Source organism: Corallococcus sp. RDP092CA, assembly GCF_041903675.1.
GTDB lineage: Bacteria > Myxococcota > Myxococcia > Myxococcales > Myxococcaceae > Corallococcus.
Genome location: NZ_JAYESI010000007.1, coordinates 1 through 16,830 on the forward strand (window position 1 = coordinate 1; position 16,830 = coordinate 16,830).

The following is a 16,830-nucleotide window of genomic DNA, read 5'->3' on the forward strand; positions in this document are numbered from 1 at the left end:
CCACGGGCCACACCGCCACCAGCTCATCCGCGAGCACCGCCCCACCCGCCTCGCGCCAGAGCCCGCCCAGGGTGCTCTTGCCCGCGCCGGAGTGCCCCACGAACAGCGCGGCCCGCCCCTCGCGCGCCAGCCCCACCCCGTGGACGAGCAGCCCGCCGCGCTTCGCCAGCGCGGACGCGAGCATCACCTTGACCACGTTCTCCACCGGCAACCGCCCGGCTCCGACGACGTCCGCCCGGCTCCGGTCCGGGGAGAGCACGGCGGAATACCCGGCGCCCTCGATGCGCAGCGCCCCCGAGTCACCGGGCTCCAGCCGGGGCAGCTCCTGCACGGCGGGCGGCGCGCGCGGGCCGGGAGGGCTCCGCATCACCAGCCGGGCCTCGGAAGCCACGGCGTCGGAGGCGAGGTGCGCGCCGAACACGCGTCGGAGCGGGCCGGCGAGCGCCGCGTCCTCCACGTCGAGCGACACCGTCCATCCGGCCAGGGTGATCCGGAGCACGGCGTCACGGGGACCCGCCAGGGGGTCCCCGCCAGTCACGGCATGCACTCCGATTCGCCGGGGATGCTGCACATGGACAGCTGCGCCAACGCGACGAAGGGCTGCTCCCACAGGATGGAGGGAGGCACGTACACGGCGGGCGCGGCCGGCGGCTTCGGCACGGAGGGACCCGCGGGAGGCTGTGAAGAGCGCTGGCTCACGTGAAGGCCCACCTAGAAGGGCACCGGGAAGGCGCAGATTCGACCATCCTCGGTACCGACATGCAACCGGCCCACGGTGTGATCGATGGTCGGCACGCCGATGACCTGCCCCGCGGGTCCCACGGTCACCTGCCCGGTGTCCAACCCGTCGTTCTCCAGCTCCAACTGGTGGACCTTCCCATCCGCGCTGCCCACATAGACGCGCGGCACGCCGTTCACGTTGAAGGTGAAGGTGCCGGACGGCTTCTCGATGCCCGTCGTCCACTTCAGCTTCGGAGCGTGGGTCTCGTCCTCGACCTCGTAGCGCTCCACGGTGTCGTTCGTCCGGCTCACCACGAAGCCCTGGCCCTGGGGCCGCGCGAAGTGGGTGAAGGTCCGCTGCGAGGCGCCCTCCACCTGGACGGTCCACGCGATGGCGTAGGTGGCCGGATTCACGCCGTGCACGCGGCCGTCGTTGGCGGTGACCAGGATCTGGTTGCTCGTGGCGTTGCGGACCACGCCGAACTCCAGATCGCCCAGCGCCAGCCGCGCCACCTCCGCGCCCGTGAGGCTGTTGAGCACGCGCAGCGTGTCCGTGCTCACGCCCGACTTGGTCGGCACGTAGAGCCGGTTCGTCGTGTAGTCCACCAGCATGCCGCCGCTCACCATGCCCAGGTCCCCGGGCTGGTAGCGCCAGATGAGCGCGCCCGTGGCCGCGTTCAGCGCGACCACCTGGTTCGGCGTGGACGTGTTGCGCGTGGCGAAGATGGCCAGGTCCACGTTCGAGAACGTCGTCCGGTACTCCGGGTTCGCGTAGTCGAGCAGCTGCGTCACGGGGAACGAGTTGATGATCCCCAGCCCCAGCGTGGTGTTCCTCCAGAGGAACTCACCCGTGGCCGAGTTGATCACCGCCGGCACCCCGGCCATGTCGCCCACGACGATCCACTGCTGCCCCGGCCGGCCCAGCAGCGGCACCACCGGGAAGCGGGTGCCAATCTTTCCCGACAGCTTCACCGGCCGGAAGCGCTCCGCGCCGTCCTCGGCGGGGTTGGCGGTGTTCGTGAGCGTGGCCACCACGGAGTCGTTGAACGAGGTGAAGATGCCCACGCCCAGCTCGGTGACGGGCTGCAGCGTCGTCTCCAGTCCCACCGAGTAGCACCACAGCGGGTTGCCGGTCACGCGCGCCCGCGGAGTGACGAGCAGGCCCTGCGACGTGGGCTGGTTGCCCGGCCCGTACCGCAGCTCGTCGTCCGCGTTGAACACGCGGTAGACATAGGTCGTGCCGTTCGTGACCGCCGTGTCCGTCATGGACGACGCGGAGCTGAACTCGTCCACATAGGCCACCGTCGCGTTGCCCAGCGCGTCCCCCACGGCGTAGCGCACGCCGCTGGTGGGCACGGTGTCGGGCGGCGTCGTGCCCTCGGCGCGGAGAACCAGCGTGCTGCCGTGGTTGAAGGGGTTGTCCCAGGTGAGCGTCACGCTGCCGTCGCGGGCCACGCCGGTGAGGCGCCCCACGTCCGGGGACGCGGTCTCCTGCAGCAGCGTCATCGTCCCCTCCACGCGAATGCGCGGATCGTTGTAGCCCTGGTTCAGCTCCAGCCGGTGGCGGAACGCCGTGTCCGCGGTGACGGCCGTGAAGCCCGAATAGGTGATGCGGAAGGTGGCCTCGCCGCCCACGGGGATTCCGGACTCCGACTCCCAGGTGTAGCCGGCCGCGTCCGTGGAGACGCTCCAGTCACCGAACGCCTGCGGGCCCGACGCCGCCACGGCGAAGTAGTTCACCGCGGGCTTGAGCAGCTTCACTTCATAGATGGGCAGCGTGCCCCGGTTCTGCACCGTGTACGCCACCGTCACGCCCGTGGCCGCCGTGGACACCCGCTCCTGGCTCAGCCGCACGCGGTGCTCCACGATGCGGCCCTTGCGCGCCGTGACGAGGTCCCCCTCCACCGCCGAGCCATTGAGCGTCCCGTCCACCTGCGCCTGGAACTGGTAGCGGGCGCCGGGCGCGCCTGACACCTGATAGCGCCAGGTGAACTGCGCCGAGGCCCCCGGCGCCAGCTGCGCCACGCTCTCCGGCGAGGGCCCGGCCAGGAGCGACGCGGTCGCCCTGCCCAGCAACACCGGCGCGCGCGGGCGCACCTGGGTGTACGTATTCGTGGTGGAGGTGTTGGCCACCGTGAGGCGCAGCGTCACCGGGTCGCCCGGGAACGCGTCCACGATGTCCATGTCCGCCGACGCCACCAGGTCGCCCACGTCCGCCACGGGCGACTCCGCCAGCGGCGCGTTCGAGTCGCTCGTGTGCGCCCGTACGCGCGCGGCCACGGCGCCAGCGGCGGTCGGTCGCAGCGCGACCTCGAAGATGCCCGCGGCCTGGACCGCCAGCGTCTTGCTCGGGTCCTTGTCCTCGGTGGTGAGGGGCACGCTGCTGGTGGACGAGGGGTCGTCCACGGTCACGTCGGCCGCCGAGCCCGTGCCGCGGTTCTCCACCACCACGCGCGCCACCGTCGCGCCGTTGACCGCCAGCACCCGGGGCGACAGCGTCACGTTCGCGGCCAGGATGCCGCGGGTCCACGGCGTCATGGAGCCGATGTTGTAGGTGTAGTTCGTCCCGTCGCACTGGTCGCGGGCATACGTGCCTGACACCAGGCGCTCGGTGGCGTTGTCGGTGGCGCGGTTCGACGGGCCCACCACGCTCAGCACGAAGCGCGCGGACTGATTGCGCGCGAGGCCGCGCCCGTCATCCACGCAGCCCAACGTGGACTGGAAGGTGATGCGCCGCACGGTGGAGTCGAGGTACTCGATCTTCCAGTTCGGGTTCTCCTCCGCCGGCTGGCCGCCCAGCAGCTGGTAGCCCGTCGGGAGGACGAAGGACACCTCCGACAGGCGGGTGTCGGTCGTGGCCGCGGTCGTGTTCGTGACCTCCATGACGAGCTCGGACACGTCGTCCATCACCACGCGCGCGACGGCCTCGTCGGCCGCGGGGATGGGGCGCACGGTCCAGGTCTGGGAGAGGGCCACCGCGGGCAGCAGCGTGGCAAGGAGCGCGAGGATGCGGACATTCATGGCGGGCCTCACGTCACTGCTCCAGGGTGAAGGACGTGGCGGCCAGCTGCGCCCCGTCCAGGAAGAAGCGCACCTGCCAGGTGCCCGTCATGCGCGACATGGCCACGGCCGTGCCCGCGACCGGCAGCGAGTAGCGCAGCGTGCGCGTCTCCTCCGGCCGCGCCGCCACCGTCGCGCTCCGCTTCTCGTACGGGCGCCCACCCGGCGCGATGAACTCCACGTCCACCAGGCCCTTGTTCCGCACGCCGCTCACCACGAAGTCCACGTCCACCTGCTGCACCTCGGACAGCAGCGTGGGCTCCGAGCCCGCGCCCACCACCACCGCGCTCGCGGCCGGAGGCGGCAGCGGCACCGGAGGCGGCTCCTCGGGCGGAGGCTCTTCCGGAGGCGGCTCCTCGGGCGGAGGCTCTTCCACGCCGGGTGCTGGCGGTGGCGGCCGGGTCACGGTCCCTCCTCCGGCCAGCACGTCCGTCGGATCCACGGGGGCGCCGGACCCCGTCCCCTGCCCCGGCTTCACGGACGGCGGCGGCTGGGGAGACACCCCTTCCGAGCACGCCGACAGCACCATCGCCCCCGCCAGCACGGCCACGAGCGCCCGCATCATGACTCCTCCAGAGGCGCGGCACCGGCCGGCGCGCGCACTTCGTCCAACAGCCCCTTGCGCTGGAGCTCCTCCAGGAACCGCAGCGTGTCGGTCAGCACCGGACCCACGTCGGTCGAGAACTCGGAAGCCACCTGCTCCGCCACCGCCCGGGCCGAGCGCCGTCCGTCACACAGCGCCCAGATGCGCGCCGCCGTCGGGTTGAGCCCGCGCAGCGTGCGCCCCTCCGCGTCCAGCACCAGGAAGTCCGCGCCAAAGCCCTCCCCCGAGGTCCCCTCTCGCCGCCTGGGCACGCTGTCCGCCGGAAAGCTCATGCGCGGCCCGTCCTCCCCAGCCACGCGGCCACCCGGCGCTTCAGCGTCGCGCGCCAGCGGCCCAGCCGCCGAGGCCCCACGTCCCAGCGGTCCATCTCCAGCAGCGCGCCACCCCGGCGCACACGCCGCGCGCGCCCCAGGATCCGCACCAGCGGCAGCGGCGGGTCTTCAGCGCCGCCGTTGTCCCCGCGCAGCGAGCAGACCTGCCCGTCACACCAGCGCACCCGGTGCAGCACCAGCGAGGAGTCGAAGCGCGCCAGCACCACCTCACCCGGACGCGGCGGCTCCACCAACGGCTCCACCTCCGCCACGTCACCCGCACGCAACGACGGCCACATGCTGTCCCCGGCCACGGGGATCCAGCGGAGGCCATCGATCACGGACACGGACTGGGAGGCGCTCGACATTGGAGACAAAAGGTACTCCAAAGTCTCAAGCGTCGCGAATCCCCCGGCTCTCGATCCCCCAGCGATTCCCAGGACTTACGACGCCCAACTCCTCCACTCCGGGATTTTCAGGGAAGACCAACCGCCCTGCGCCCCTCCGGCCTGGCGCGTCATGCGGGAGGGGCGCGTGGGATCAGGGCGCGGGCGCCGGGGCTTCCGGCTGGGCGCGCACGGTGGCGGCGACGGTGTCCAGGGCCACCGGGACGGGCTCGCCGCCCGCCATGGGCTTGAGCTTCGCCTGACCGGTGGTGCGCTCCTGCTCGCCCAGCACCAGCGTGAAGCGGGCGCCGGACTTGTCCGCGCGCTTCATCTGGCTCTTGAGGCTGCCGCCGCGCGTGTCGAAGTCCACCTTCAGGCCCTCGCGGCGCAGGCGGCTGGCCAGCTTGAGGCCCTCATCCTGCGAGCCCTCGTCCGCCACGGCGATGAACAGGTCCGGTCGCTGGGTGAACGACCTGCCGCTCTCCTTGAGCAGGAGCACCAGCCGGTCCAGGCCCATGGCGTAGCCCACCGCGGGCACGTCCGGCCCGCCCAGGCCCTTCATCATCTTGTCGTAGCGCCCGCCGCCGCCCACCGTGCTGGCGGTGCCGAGCGCGGGGTGCGCGGCGATGAACTCGAAGACGGTGCGCGTGTAGTAGTCCAGGCCGCGCACCAGCCGGTGGTTCACCACGTAGCGGATGCCCAGCACGCCCAGCTTGCGCTGCAGGTCATCGAAGTGCGCGCGGCACGGCTCGCAGAGGAACTCGAGCACGTTGGGCCCGGCCGCGGCCACCGCCTGGCACTTCTCGTTCTTGCAGTCCAGGACGCGCAGCGGGTTGCGCTCCAGCCGCTGCTGGCAGTCCGCGCACAGCTCTTCCCGGTGCGCCTTCAGGTACTCCACCAGCTTCGCGTGGTACGCGGGCCGGCAGTTGTCGTCGCCCAGCGAGTTGATGTTCAGGGTGACGTCCGTGAGGCCCAGGGCCTCCAGGAACTGCACCACCACGTCCATCAGCTCCGCGTCCTGCGCGGGCTCCTTCGCGCCGTAGGCCTCCGCGCCAATCTGGGAGAACTGGCGGTAGCGGCCCGTCTTCATCCGCTCGTAGCGGAACATGGGCCCCATGTAGAACCAGCGCGTCACCGGCTCCTGGTTGTTCACCGAGTGCTCGATGTACGCGCGCGCCGCGGGCGCGGTGCCCTCCGGACGCAGGGACAGGCTGCGGCCGCCCTTGTCCTCGAAGGTGTACATCTCCTTGCCGACGATGTCGGTCTCCTCGCCCACGCTGCGCACGAAGAGGGCGGTGTCCTCCACCATCGGCGTGCGCACCTCGCCGTAGCCGAAGCGGCCGAACAGCGTGCGCGCGGTCGACTCGACGAACTGCCAGACCTCGATTTCGCCCGGCAGGAGGTCGTTCATCCCCTTCACGCCGTTGATCTTCTGGCTCACGTGATGACTCCGATGCGCGTGCCCATGCGCACCACCGCTTCCGGCTGGAGGCTGTCGTCCCAGCGTACGCGGCCGGGCTCGAAGCAGAGGATGACGGTGGAGCCCATCTCGAAGCGGCCCAGCTCGCCGCCCTTCTCCACCGGTATGGCCGTGCCGTAGGTGTGCACCTTGCCCGGCTGCCCCTGGTGCGTGGTGATGTCCTCGTAGGACGCCTTGATGCGCGACACGCAGGTGGCGCCCACCTTCACCACCGCCACCTTGCCGGCCACGGTGTCCAGGTACGTCACGAGCCGCTCGTTCACGCAGAACAGCGACTGCTTGTTCTTCACCGACGCGGGGTTCACCGGCCAGAACTCACCCGGGATGTACGCGTACCCGGTGATGGTGCCGCCCAGCGGCGCGTGGATGCGGTGGTAGTCGCGCGGGGACAGGTACAGCGTCGTCCAGGCGCCGCCGTGGAACGGCTTCGCCGCCTGCGAGTCCCCCAGCAGCTCATCCACCGTGTACTCGATGCCCTTCGCCTGCAGGCAGCGGCCGTTGTCCGCGTAGCCCACCTGGGACACGCGGCCGTCCACCGGCGACACGACGACCTGCTCGCCCGCGTCGATGGGCCGCAGGCCCGGCTTCAGCCCACGGGTGAAGAACTGGGCGAAGGTCGGGTACTTCTCGAAGGAATGCTCCGCCTCCTCCATGTCCACGTTGTACGCCCTGGCGAAGGCGCGCATGGCCCAGTGGTGCACCGGCGCGGGCGCGGGCAGGCGCGTGGCCAGGCCCACCGCGGAGGACACCGCCGACTTGGGCAGCACGCGCATCAACTTCATGAAGGTCTGTTCGTTCATCGAAGGTCGTCAGCTCTGAAAGAGAGGGTTCAACGCCCGCCATCGTCCGCGGGCACCGTGCCGCCGTCCTGATAACGGCGCACGGTCCGCATGGCGCTCTTGGGTAACAGCGCCAGCACACGGCCGTCTTCAATCACCAGGACGGTGTCCCGGTGGCTGGGGTAGCCCAGCTGGCAGGAGGCCCGGTCGCTCAGCTGCCAGGCATCCCGCATCCCCCGCCCCTCCACCGTGACCGGCGTGGCGCGGGTGAAGCACCCCTCGAAGCCCGCCACCAGCTCGGCGGCCGGGGTGCCCATCTGGGGCCCGGCGATCACCCCGGCGTCCCCGGGTCCGGCGTCCGCCGGCTCCTCCGCCGGGGGCTCCGGCGGGCGGGGGATGTTCGTCTGCGAGGGGTCCACGTTGGGCAGCGTCCGGGCCTGGGCCACGGCGCGGCGCTGCTCCTCCTGCTCCGCCTGCATCCGCGCGCGGCCCTCCTGGATGCGCTGGAGCAGGGACTGGGACGCGGCCGAGTCCACGCTGTCCGCGGGCACGCGCTGGAGCTGCGCCTCGATCTCTCCGATGGAGGGGTCCAGGTACGCCTCGTCCAGCTTCTGGGCGTACAGCACCGTCCACCGGCGGCTGGCCTGCTCGAACTCAGGCGAGGGCGGCGCGGGCGAACGGCTGCACCCGGCGACGACGAGGAAGGCTGCGAGACCAAGGCCCATGAAGGGCCGCTTCGGACGGAGGACCTGGGGACGCACGGCCCCGGTTTATGCCACCTTCCGTCCGGCCGCGCCCCTTTTCCGCACGGGCCGCGCCTTCCCGCCTACACGCCTAGGAACAGCCGCTTGCCGAAGTTGAGCGCCAGGTCCGCGTCGAAGATCTTCTGCGCGGAGGTCTCGATGTCGTACTCCACGCGCAGGTACTCCACCGTGCGCGCGTCCGTGTCGCAGATGACGAAGCAGGCCCGGTTGTCGTAGTCGCGCGGCTGGCCCACGCTCCCCACGGACACGATGTACTTGTAGCCCTTGCGCAGCACGAACTTCTGGGCCACCACGTCGTTCACCTCGCCGTTGCCGATGGCGAACGCGCGGCACAGGTGGCTGTGGCCGATGAACGTCACCTCCGGCAGCTCCGCCACGTACGGCGTCAGCTCCCGCGCCTGCTCCAGCGCGAAGATGTACTCGTAGGCCTTCGGGTCGATGGGAGACCCGTGGCAGAAGCCCACCTCCCCGATGCGGTACGTGTACGGGAGGCTGCGCAGCCAGGCCAGGTTCTCGTCGGAGATGACGTTGGCGCTCCAGTCGAGCGCGTGCCGGGCGGCGTCGTAGTAGTACGAGTAGTCCATCCGCCCCGCCACCGCCGCGTCGTGGTTGCCCAGGAGCGTGATCTCCGCCACCGAGCGCACCAGCTCGCAGCACGGGTTGGGGGACGCCCCGTACCCGACGATGTCCCCCAGCGACACGAAGCGGTCCACCTTCTGGTGCTCCGCCACCCTCAGCACCTCCGTGAGGGCCTCGATGTTGGAGTGGATGTCGGAGATGACGGCGATGCGCATGGGAACCCTATGGGTGGGTCTGCTGCTGGGAGATGATGCGCCGCAGACTCGTCAACGCGTCCGCGTCCAACGCTTCGAATCTCAGGCCCATGCCAGGAGGGTGGCCGGAGGGCTGCTCGTCCTGCCGCAGCCAGACGACCGTGGCTTGGGCCTGCAACTGCGTGTCCGTCGCCTGCTGGGTGAGCCGCACCTGCGTCCGCGTCCCCGCCGCCAGCGGGGTGCTCGTCCTCACGAAGAGGCCGCCCTCGCTCAGGTTGGCGATGCGTGCATACAGGGTCACGTTCTCACCCTCGCACCAGCAGCGCAGGAGGGTGCCGACCCGCGCGTGCTTTCGGTTCTCGCTCAACCCGGGGACCTCCCGGCGTGGCACCTTCCCGGCCACGTCGGCGCTGAAAAAGGACGTCCGCACCGGATTTATTCATCCACTGCGTCCGACCGAGCCTAGGGAGGGTGGGCAAGGCCCGTCAAGTTCCACACCGGGCCCTCCGCCCCGGCGACGCTCCCCTACCCGCCCAGCGGGCCCAGGTCGTCGAAGTGGGTGAGCTTCTTGAACTCGGCGAAGCGGGCGTGGATCTCCGGGCGCTGCACCTCGCGCAGGCGCTCCAGGCTGAACTTCTCCACGGTGAAGGAGGCCATCACGCTGCCCATGACCATGGCCTTGCGCAGCACCTGCTGATCCACCTTGCCGGCGCCGGAGCTGGCCAGGGTGCCCATGAAGCCGCCGGCGAAGGTGTCACCCGCGCCGGTGGGGTCGAAGACCTCCGACAGGGGGAAGGCCGGACAGGCGAAGATGTGGTCCTGGTCGAAGAGGAGCGCGCCGTGCTCGCCGCGCTTGATGACCACGCGCGTGGGCCCCATGGCGAGGATGGCGCGGGCGGCCTTCACCACGTTGTGCTCGCCGGACAGCTGGCGCGCCTCCGCGTCGTTGATGAAGAGCAGGTTCACGCGCTGGAGCGTCTTGAGCAGCGCGGGGCGGCTGCCCTGGATCCAGAAGTTCATCGTGTCCGCGGCCACCAGCCGGGGCGACTTCACCTGATCCAGCACGCGCGACTGGAGCTCCGGGTGGATGTTGCCCAGGAAGACGTAGGGCGTCTCGCGGTAGGCGGCCGGCAGGTTCGGCGAGAAGGACTCGAAGACGTTGAGCTGGGTGTCCAGCGTCTGCGCCTCGTTGAGCTCCCAGCCGTACTTGCCCTTCCAGCGGAAGGTGCGGCCGGCCTCGCGGGTGAGCCCCTCCAGGTCGATGCCCCGCCCGCGCAGGAACTGCAGGTGCGCCTCCGGGAAGTCCTCGCCCACCACCGCCACCAGCTGCACGGGGCTGAAGAAGGACGCGGACGTGGAGAAGTAGGTGGCCGAGCCACCCAGCACGTCCTCCTTCTTGCCGAAGGGCGTTTCCAGCGAGTCCAGCGCGATTGAACCGACGACGAGAAGAGACATGGAGGCTTCTTCCTGGGGGTGACCCGGCGCCAACGGCGGGCGTCAGGGCACGGCGCATTCCAGGGGAAACCCCGTGCCCGTGCCGGGTACGACACCTTCCCGGCAACGTCAAGGGGACAACGGTCTAGAAGGTCGGGATGCCGGTGGTGGTGATGAGCGACTTCAGGTCGTCGTCGGTGAAGAACAGGCCCGCGCCGAAGAAGAAGTCGCGGCCGGCGATGAGGCGCCGGGTGGCCGTGTCGCGCTGCTGGGCGTTGAGGATGTCGTCCATGCCCGCCATGACGAACAGGTGGTCGAACGCCTGGGCGCGCAGCGTGGCGCGCAGGCGCGGGTAGCGCAGCTCGTCCGCCGTGAAGTTGAACGCGTCCATCTTCAGGGTGAGCGCGTCGTCGAAGAGGTGCAGGTCCGCGCCCACGCCGCCGGTGGACTCGATGAGGCCCACGCGCAGGGTGGTGAAGTAGTAGCGCTTGGCGAACTGGAGGCTGACCTTGAAGGACTCCTTGGTGACCTTCTGCGTCTGGATGACCGGGTCGCCCTCGGACGGTGGGTTCGTCTGCACCACCTGCGTGCTGACGGAGCCGCGGGGGTCGTCGATGATCTCCAGCAGGTAGTACTTGTCCGGCTTGGGGATGAGCCGCAGCGTCAGGCCGTTCTTCGACGCGCCCTGCGACACCAGGTAGCTGCTGAACAGGCCCACCTCCGTCTGGAGGGTGCTCAGGCGGGTGGCGAACTCGCTCACGTCGGTGACGGCCTCGCTGAGGCGCTGGCCCAGCTGCTCGTCGGTGAGCAGCGCGCCCGCGGCGCCCTCGCCGTCCTTCACCTTGCGGGTGATCTCCTCCAGGTTGGCGAGCGTGCTGTCCAGCCGGCCCAGGGTCTGCTTGAGGCTGGAGACGCTCTCCTTGAACTCCCCTTCCCCGCTGCCCACGATGTTCTTCACGGTGCCCAGCACCTGGCGAACGTCCTGGGTGATCATCTCCACGTTGGTGACGATGCGCGTCACCTCCGCGCCGTTGCCCTGGGTGATGGCGCGCACGTCCGCGGACACGCCCTCCACGTTCGCCATGATGGTGTCCAGGCGATCCGTGTTGCGGCGCACCGTGGCGTCTACCGAGTCCGACAGGCGGACCAGGTTCTCCACGATGCGCTCCAGGCTGCCCGCGCCCTTCTCGCCGCCCAGCACCTCGCGCAGCGCGCCCGTCACCTGCTGGATGTCGGAGGTGATCTGCGACAGGGACTCGAAGACGGCCTCCACGCCCTGCGTGTCGATGACGCGGCGGATCTGCCCGCCGTTCTCCAGCTCCGGCGCCTGCTCCGTGCCGGGGTTCAGGTCCAGCAGGTAGTCGCCCAGGAGCGACTCCGAGCGCTTGGTCACCGCGGCGTCCTGGCGCAGATCCACGCCCTTGCGGATCTTCAGCCAGACCTTCGCGCGCGTGCCCTCCAGGCTGATGTCGCTGATCTCCCCCACGGGGATGCCGGCGATCTGCACCCGGCCGCGCACCGCCAGGCCGGACGCGTCCCGGAAGTAGGCCCACACCTGGGTGGAGTCACGGTCGCTCAGCCCGCCCTTCTTGGCGAACAGCACGAACGTGATGAGGAATGCCCCGGCGGCGAGGACCAGCAGGCCAACACGGAAGGGCGTGACGAGCTTCTTCACCTGATGTGACTCCGAGCGCTACCACCGGCCGCGCGCGACTCTAACGATTTGCATGACGGGTGCCAGCTTTTCATGCAGGGCTGAAATCCTGGGGGGCCGGCTTCCCCACACGGGGGGCTCAGTTCTTGCCGAACCAGGTCTGGAGGAAGACCTGGACGGCCGGGTGCTGGGACTCGCGCAGTTGCTCCGGCGGGCCGTGCTCCACGATGAGGCCCTTGGACAGGAAGGCGATCTGGTTGGCCACGTTGAAGGCGGACGCGATGTCGTGGCTGATGACCACGCTGGTGACGCCCAGCTCCTTCTGCGCGGTGAGGATCATGTCGTCCACGGAGTCCGTGGTGATGGGGTCCAGGCCGGTGGTGGGCTCGTCGTAGAGGACGACCTTGGGGTCGAGCACCACGGCGCGCGCCAGGCCCACGCGCTTGCGCATGCCGCCGGACAGGTCCGCGGGGAAGCGGTCCTCCACCGAGCGCTTGAGCCCCATGAGGTCCAGGCGCTTGCGCACCTGGGCGCGGATCTCGTCCTCGGACAGCCGGGTGTGCTGGCGCAGCGGGAAGGCGACGTTCTCGAACACCGTCATGGAGTCGAAGAGCGCGGCGGCCTGGAACACCATGCCGAAGCTGCGGCGCACCTGCTGGAGGGCCTCCACGCTCATGGGGACGATGTCCTGCCCGTCGACGATGACCTGGCCGCTGTCCGGCTTGAGCAGGCCGATCATGTGCTTCATCAGCACCGTCTTGCCGGAGCCGGAGCCGCCCAGGATGACGCAGGTGCTGCCCGCGGGCACGGTGAGGTTGATGCCGGTGAGGACCTTGTTCCCCGAGAACGTCTTGTGCAGGTCGACGATGTCGATCATCGCCCGCTCGGAGCCGGGGGCCGCGGGCGATGTCGGGGTCGGCGGGCCCATCAGTGCATCAACATGCCGACGATGAAGTCGAGGATGAAGATGGACAGCGCGCTGGACACCATGGCCTCCGTGGTGGCCTGGCCCACGCCCTTGGCGCCGCCGGACGCGTTGTAGCCCTTGTAACAACAGATGAGGGCCACGGTGAGGCCGAAGATGGCGCCCTTGAGGAGGCCCTCGTAGACGTCGGCCGGGGCCAGCCACTGCTGCGTGCGTGACAGGAAGGTGCCGGGGGAGATGCCCAGGCCGAAGACGGCGACGACGTAGGCGCCCGCCATGCCCGTGGTGTTGAAGAGCATGGTGAGCGCGGGGACCATGAACAGGCCCGCGAGCACCCGGGGCACCAGCAGGTACTGCACCGGGTTGACGGCCATGGTCTCCAGCGCGTCCACCTGCTCGGTGACGCGCATGGTGCCCAGCTCCGTGCACATGGCGGAGCCCGCGCGCATGGTGACCATCAGCGCGGCGAACACGGAGGCCAGCTCGCGGGTGAGCGTCAGCGCGACGGTGGGGCCCACCAGGCTCTCCGCGTCGAACAGGGCGAACGCGGTGGAGGTCTGGAGGGCGAACACCATGCCGGTGAAGGTGCCGGTGAGCCCCACGATGAAGATGGAGCCCACGCCCACGAAGTCCAGCTGGGTGAAGAGGTTGTGCAGCCGGAACGGGCGCCGCACGCTCCAGCGGAAGACGTCCAGCCCCAGGGCGACCACGCCGCCCAGGCTGCTGACGACGTCGATGAGGCCCTTGCCCAGTCCCTCCACCGACTGGACGAAGGCGGCGGTGAACCGGTTGGGTTTGCTGGGGGTCTCGGTCGTCATGCGCTCAGGCGGGCGACTCTACGTGCTCCGGACGGCGGCACAAGGGAACTGAGCGCGGCCCCATCCCACCCCCACCTCCATCGGTTGGCTGGCCGGGGGGCGCCCACGCGGCGTGAGGGTGCGATGCGATGGGACTTCCTCCGCCTGGGGTCGGCCGTTATGTTCCGCGACCCTCTTTACTTCCACGCCCGGCGCGCCCCTGCGGGGGAGTTGCCGGGCCAGAGCGACACGACAGCATGGCTACTCCGAAGGTCGGCGGCGAGGTGGATGCCCAGTGCACCCGCTGCAAGATGAATCTGGCGCACACCATCCTCGCGATGGTCGGTCCCAAGATCGTGCGCGTCCGCTGCAACACCTGCGGCGGGGACCACGCGTTCCGAGGCGTCGCGGGCGTCACGGACCGCCCCACGAAGGCCTCCACGACCCGCGCGCCCCGCGCGGCCACGTCCAGCGGCACGCCCCGCGCGGAGAAGGTGGTCATCTCCTTCGACGAGCAGCTCGCGGGCAAGGACATCGCGAGCGCGCCCAAGTACAGCCCGAAGGACACCTACAAGGTCGACCAGGTGCTCCACCACCCGACGTTCGGCGTCGGCCTGGTGACGGCGGTGCGCGGCGACAAGGTGGATCTCACCTTCCGCTCGGACACCAAGACGCTGGTGCACGGCCGGGGCGGTCCCCCGGTGGAGAAGCCCGTCTTCAGTCCGCCGACGAACAAGCACTCCGGACCCGCGGACAAGCCCATGGCCGAGCCGTCCGCGGACGCGGTCGCTGAGACTTCCCTGCCTTCCGGGGATTGACCCGGAGGCTGGAGCGGCGGTCAACTGACACACCTGGGTGTCCCGTATGCGTCCGCCGCTCCACCTCGCTCTCTGCCTCCTGCTGCTGGGTGCCGCCGTGGCGAGGGCGGAACCGCCGGAGGTGGAGGCGACGCCCGGGCGCGTGGTGCTCGGGCAGGACGTGGCCGTGGAGGTGCGGGTGCGGGTGCCCAGGGGCACCGGCGCCGTGCGCGCGGCGGCCTCCTCCGGCACCTGGGCGCAAGCGCGGCTGGAGGGCGGCGCCGAGCGCGTCTTCCTCTGGACGCCCCCGCCGGTGCGCTACCCGCTGTGGGCGGTGCTCGCGTTCTGGGTGGAGGATGGCCGCGCGCCGGAGGTCACCACCGTGCGGCTGCCGCTGTTCGGGCGCACCACGCTGGAGGTGTCCACGGCGCCGGGCGCGGACGTGGTGGTCGCGGTGGGCGACGGGCGCTTCGGTCCGGTGAAGGCGGATGGGCACGGCCGGGCGCAGGTGCCCGTGGAGGTGCCGCCGGACACGACGGAGGCGCGCGTGCTCGCGACCCGCGGGGCGCTCACCACGGATCGCCGCGCGCCGCTGGAGGTGCCCGCGACGCGCCCGCTCGTCGCCGTGCTCACGCCGGATCCGCTGCCCGTGGAGGGCGGTGGCTGGCTGATCATCGCCGGTGACGAGGAGCGGATCTCCGCCTCGGAGCTGACCGTGGAAGCCGCGGGCGCCACCGTGAAGCCGGTGGCGCCCGCCGCCGAGCGGAGACCGTCCGCGCCGGAGACCGCGCGCTACGTGATCCAGCCGGAGGAGCACGCGACGGGCGTGTCCGTCGCCGTGGGGTGGCGTGAGGCGCCCAGCGAGGACGCGGCGCGGCTCCACGTCGCGGTGAAGCCCGCCCCCGCGAAGCCCCCGGATCCGGAGACGGTCACCGCGCCAGCCTCCCCTGCCCCGCAACCCCCGGCCGAGCCCGCGCGCGCGATGGCGGGACGGACGTCGCTGTTCCTCCTGGGCGGCGCGGCGTTCGCGAGCGGCGCCAATGGCGGGCCGCTGCTGGGGCTGGGCGTGTCCCAGCCGCTGCCGGTGTGGCGCTGGCGCGTGGCGGCGGAGGCGGAGGTGGGCCTGCGTCACGCGAGCCTGGAGGGACGTCAGGACACCGTGGACGTGCGCTCGCGCGTGTGGGGCATTCCCCTCCTTTTGTCCGCGCGGGTCACCCTTTTCCAATGGGGCTCCTTCGAGCTGGACGGCCGTGCAGGCGGCGGCGTGCTGGCATTGAGCCATCGCCTGACAACGGCGCCGGTCGAGACCGGGGCCGGCTTTCCTGACGTCGTGGATGAGCGCAGAGTGCGCGCCATGGGATTCCTGGCCGCGCAGGGGGCGTATGGCTTTGGTCGCTGGAGCCTCTTCACCGAGGTGCGCGCGGCGCTGGCGCCCGTGGAGACGCCCCTGCTGCGCGCCCAGATGGGCGGCGTGGCCGTGTCCGCGGGGCTGAGGTTCGCTCCGTGATGCGCGCGGGCCGGGTGGGCGTCGCGGGGATGACGGTGCTGGCGTGGGCCTGCACGGGCGACCCTGGGGCGCTGCCGCCGCCCAGCATCATCGGCGTGGAGCCCGCGACGCTGCCGGTGAACGCGAAGGACAAGGACATCACGGTGCGCTTCGACGCGCGCTACAGCGTGGCCGTGGACTACGGCGCGGAGAAGGTGGACGCGCGCATGGGGCCGGGCCGCGTCTGGGTGGATGATAAGGAAGCGAAGGTGACGCGCTTCGACCCGGCGGGCGTCGCCATCGCGACGGTGCCCCGGGGCCTGGGCGTGGGCCCGCACGCGGTGCTGCTGCAACTCGACGACGGGCGCGAGGCCGTGGCCGAAGGGGCCCTCACCCTGCGGCCTCCGGGGCAGGAGGTCGTCGAGCCCCCCGTCACCGAGGACGGGGGCGTGCTCATCCTGACCGACGCGGGGCCCCTCGAGTCGGACTTCGACGGCGGGGTCGACACCTCGGACGGCGGCGTGGTGGTGGACGCGGGCCCCGGGCCGGACACGCCGATGCGCGAGGGCGACATCACGGCCTTCAGCTTCGACACCATCGAGGGCACGCGCATGAGCCGGACGGCCTTCGCCATCACGGTGCGGGCGCAGGGCCCCCGGGCCGGGCACTTCCAGGGCTCGGTGGAGCTGTACGCGTCGCGCGGCACTGTGACGCCCACCAAGATCGGCCCGTGCGCCAGCGGCGTGTGCAACGCGACCATCGTCATGGACGCGCCCGCGGGGAACGTGAGCCTGTCCGCCATGGACAGCTTCGGCGCGACCGGCGAGTCCAACACGTTCCGCCTGGAGCCGTACAAGTAG

The 16,830-nt window shown here is 71.0% G+C and carries 17 protein-coding genes and 1 pseudogene; 3 read left to right on the forward strand and 15 right to left on the reverse strand.

Annotation, left to right across the window (positions count from 1 at the left end):
• From U8525_RS10190 to U8525_RS10260, 15 genes and pseudogenes are all read right to left on the reverse strand, one after another.
• Positions 1 to 499 (reverse strand): annotated as a pseudogene (locus U8525_RS10190) (hypothetical protein); the annotation flags it as partial.
• A 35-nt stretch (positions 500 to 534) separates the two neighbouring features.
• The gene (locus U8525_RS10195; protein ID WP_374264237.1) at positions 535 to 699 is read right to left on the reverse strand and encodes a hypothetical protein; all 165 of its coding nucleotides are present in this window, start codon (positions 697 to 699) and stop codon (positions 535 to 537) included.
• 12 nt (positions 700 to 711) lie between these two features.
• Positions 712 to 3,741 (reverse strand): dehydrogenase, encoded by a 3,030-nt coding sequence (locus U8525_RS10200; RefSeq protein WP_374264239.1) that lies wholly within the window; start codon positions 3,739 to 3,741, stop codon positions 712 to 714.
• A gap of 13 nt (positions 3,742 to 3,754) precedes the next feature.
• Positions 3,755 to 4,345, reverse strand: coding sequence for a hypothetical protein (locus U8525_RS10205; protein WP_374264241.1), 591 nt, complete (start codon positions 4,343 to 4,345; stop codon positions 3,755 to 3,757).
• Positions 4,342 to 4,656, reverse strand: coding sequence for a PqqD family protein (locus tag U8525_RS10210; protein WP_374264243.1), 315 nt, complete (start codon positions 4,654 to 4,656; stop codon positions 4,342 to 4,344). The genes U8525_RS10205 and U8525_RS10210 overlap by 4 nt, the downstream gene beginning before the upstream one ends.
• On the reverse strand, positions 4,653 to 5,063 hold the full coding sequence (locus tag U8525_RS10215; protein ID WP_374264245.1) for a S24/S26 family peptidase: 411 nt from the start codon (positions 5,061 to 5,063) through the stop codon (positions 4,653 to 4,655). Before U8525_RS10215 ends, U8525_RS10210 begins: the two co-directional genes overlap by 4 nt.
• A gap of 172 nt (positions 5,064 to 5,235) precedes the next feature.
• The gene (gene hisS, locus U8525_RS10220) at positions 5,236 to 6,492 is read right to left on the reverse strand and encodes a histidine--tRNA ligase (protein WP_374264651.1); all 1,257 of its coding nucleotides are present in this window, start codon (positions 6,490 to 6,492) and stop codon (positions 5,236 to 5,238) included.
• A gap of 26 nt (positions 6,493 to 6,518) precedes the next feature.
• A complete protein-coding gene (gene asd, locus U8525_RS10225; RefSeq protein ID WP_374264247.1) occupies positions 6,519 to 7,361 on the reverse strand; it encodes an archaetidylserine decarboxylase in 843 nt (280 codons plus the stop codon).
• A gap of 29 nt (positions 7,362 to 7,390) precedes the next feature.
• Positions 7,391 to 8,065: a hypothetical protein gene (locus U8525_RS10230; protein ID WP_374264249.1), complete on the reverse strand. Its 675-nt coding sequence runs from the start codon at positions 8,063 to 8,065 to the stop codon at positions 7,391 to 7,393.
• A 101-nt stretch (positions 8,066 to 8,166) separates the two neighbouring features.
• On the reverse strand, positions 8,167 to 8,898 hold the full coding sequence (locus U8525_RS10235; RefSeq protein WP_014397091.1) for a metallophosphoesterase: 732 nt from the start codon (positions 8,896 to 8,898) through the stop codon (positions 8,167 to 8,169).
• 7 nt (positions 8,899 to 8,905) lie between these two features.
• Positions 8,906 to 9,244, reverse strand: coding sequence for a TIGR02266 family protein (locus U8525_RS10240; protein WP_374264251.1), 339 nt, complete (start codon positions 9,242 to 9,244; stop codon positions 8,906 to 8,908).
• Between the two features lie 158 nt (positions 9,245 to 9,402).
• Entirely contained in the window at positions 9,403 to 10,332 is a 930-nt protein-coding gene (locus U8525_RS10245) for a PfkB family carbohydrate kinase (protein ID WP_374264253.1), read from the reverse strand.
• A gap of 124 nt (positions 10,333 to 10,456) precedes the next feature.
• Positions 10,457 to 11,986, reverse strand: coding sequence for an MlaD family protein (locus U8525_RS10250; protein ID WP_374264255.1), 1,530 nt, complete (start codon positions 11,984 to 11,986; stop codon positions 10,457 to 10,459).
• A 118-nt stretch (positions 11,987 to 12,104) separates the two neighbouring features.
• Entirely contained in the window at positions 12,105 to 12,842 is a 738-nt protein-coding gene (locus U8525_RS10255) for an ABC transporter ATP-binding protein (protein WP_374264653.1), read from the reverse strand.
• A gap of 50 nt (positions 12,843 to 12,892) precedes the next feature.
• A complete protein-coding gene (locus U8525_RS10260; RefSeq protein WP_374264257.1) occupies positions 12,893 to 13,708 on the reverse strand; it encodes an MlaE family ABC transporter permease in 816 nt (271 codons plus the stop codon).
• 236 nt (positions 13,709 to 13,944) lie between these two features.
• Here U8525_RS10260 and U8525_RS10265 point away from each other — a divergent pair, with 236 nt between their 5' ends.
• The 3 genes from U8525_RS10265 to U8525_RS10275 are packed head-to-tail and all read left to right on the forward strand — an operon-like array spanning position 13,945 to position 16,830.
• Positions 13,945 to 14,505 (forward strand): hypothetical protein, encoded by a 561-nt coding sequence (locus U8525_RS10265; RefSeq protein WP_374264259.1) that lies wholly within the window; start codon positions 13,945 to 13,947, stop codon positions 14,503 to 14,505.
• 46 nt (positions 14,506 to 14,551) lie between these two features.
• Entirely contained in the window at positions 14,552 to 15,991 is a 1,440-nt protein-coding gene (locus tag U8525_RS10270) for a hypothetical protein (protein ID WP_374264261.1), read from the forward strand.
• The gene (locus U8525_RS10275; RefSeq protein ID WP_374264263.1) at positions 15,988 to 16,830 is read left to right on the forward strand and encodes a hypothetical protein; all 843 of its coding nucleotides are present in this window, start codon (positions 15,988 to 15,990) and stop codon (positions 16,828 to 16,830) included. The genes U8525_RS10270 and U8525_RS10275 overlap by 4 nt, the downstream gene beginning before the upstream one ends.

Excerpts from the sequence above, each read along its gene's own strand:
- U8525_RS10265 (WP_374264259.1), top strand. The coding sequence starts at position 13,945 with ATGGCTACTCCGAAGGTCGGCGGCGAGGTGGATGCCCAGTGCACCCGC.
- U8525_RS10255 (WP_374264653.1), bottom strand. The coding sequence starts at position 12,842 with ATGATCGACATCGTCGACCTGCACAAGACGTTCTCGGGGAACAAGGTC.
- asd (WP_374264247.1), bottom strand. The coding sequence starts at position 7,361 with ATGAACGAACAGACCTTCATGAAGTTGATGCGCGTGCTGCCCAAGTCG.
- U8525_RS10215 (WP_374264245.1), bottom strand. The coding sequence starts at position 5,063 with ATGTCGAGCGCCTCCCAGTCCGTGTCCGTGATCGATGGCCTCCGCTGG.
- hisS (WP_374264651.1), bottom strand. The coding sequence starts at position 6,492 with ATGAACGACCTCCTGCCGGGCGAAATCGAGGTCTGGCAGTTCGTCGAG.
- U8525_RS10230 (WP_374264249.1), bottom strand. The coding sequence starts at position 8,065 with ATGGGCCTTGGTCTCGCAGCCTTCCTCGTCGTCGCCGGGTGCAGCCGT.
- U8525_RS10210 (WP_374264243.1), bottom strand. The coding sequence starts at position 4,656 with ATGAGCTTTCCGGCGGACAGCGTGCCCAGGCGGCGAGAGGGGACCTCG.
- U8525_RS10270 (WP_374264261.1), top strand. The coding sequence starts at position 14,552 with ATGCGTCCGCCGCTCCACCTCGCTCTCTGCCTCCTGCTGCTGGGTGCC.
- U8525_RS10260 (WP_374264257.1), bottom strand. The coding sequence starts at position 13,708 with ATGACGACCGAGACCCCCAGCAAACCCAACCGGTTCACCGCCGCCTTC.
- U8525_RS10205 (WP_374264241.1), bottom strand. The coding sequence starts at position 4,345 with ATGATGCGGGCGCTCGTGGCCGTGCTGGCGGGGGCGATGGTGCTGTCG.
- U8525_RS10245 (WP_374264253.1), bottom strand. The coding sequence starts at position 10,332 with ATGTCTCTTCTCGTCGTCGGTTCAATCGCGCTGGACTCGCTGGAAACG.
- U8525_RS10200 (WP_374264239.1), bottom strand. The coding sequence starts at position 3,741 with ATGAATGTCCGCATCCTCGCGCTCCTTGCCACGCTGCTGCCCGCGGTG.
- U8525_RS10235 (WP_014397091.1), bottom strand. The coding sequence starts at position 8,898 with ATGCGCATCGCCGTCATCTCCGACATCCACTCCAACATCGAGGCCCTC.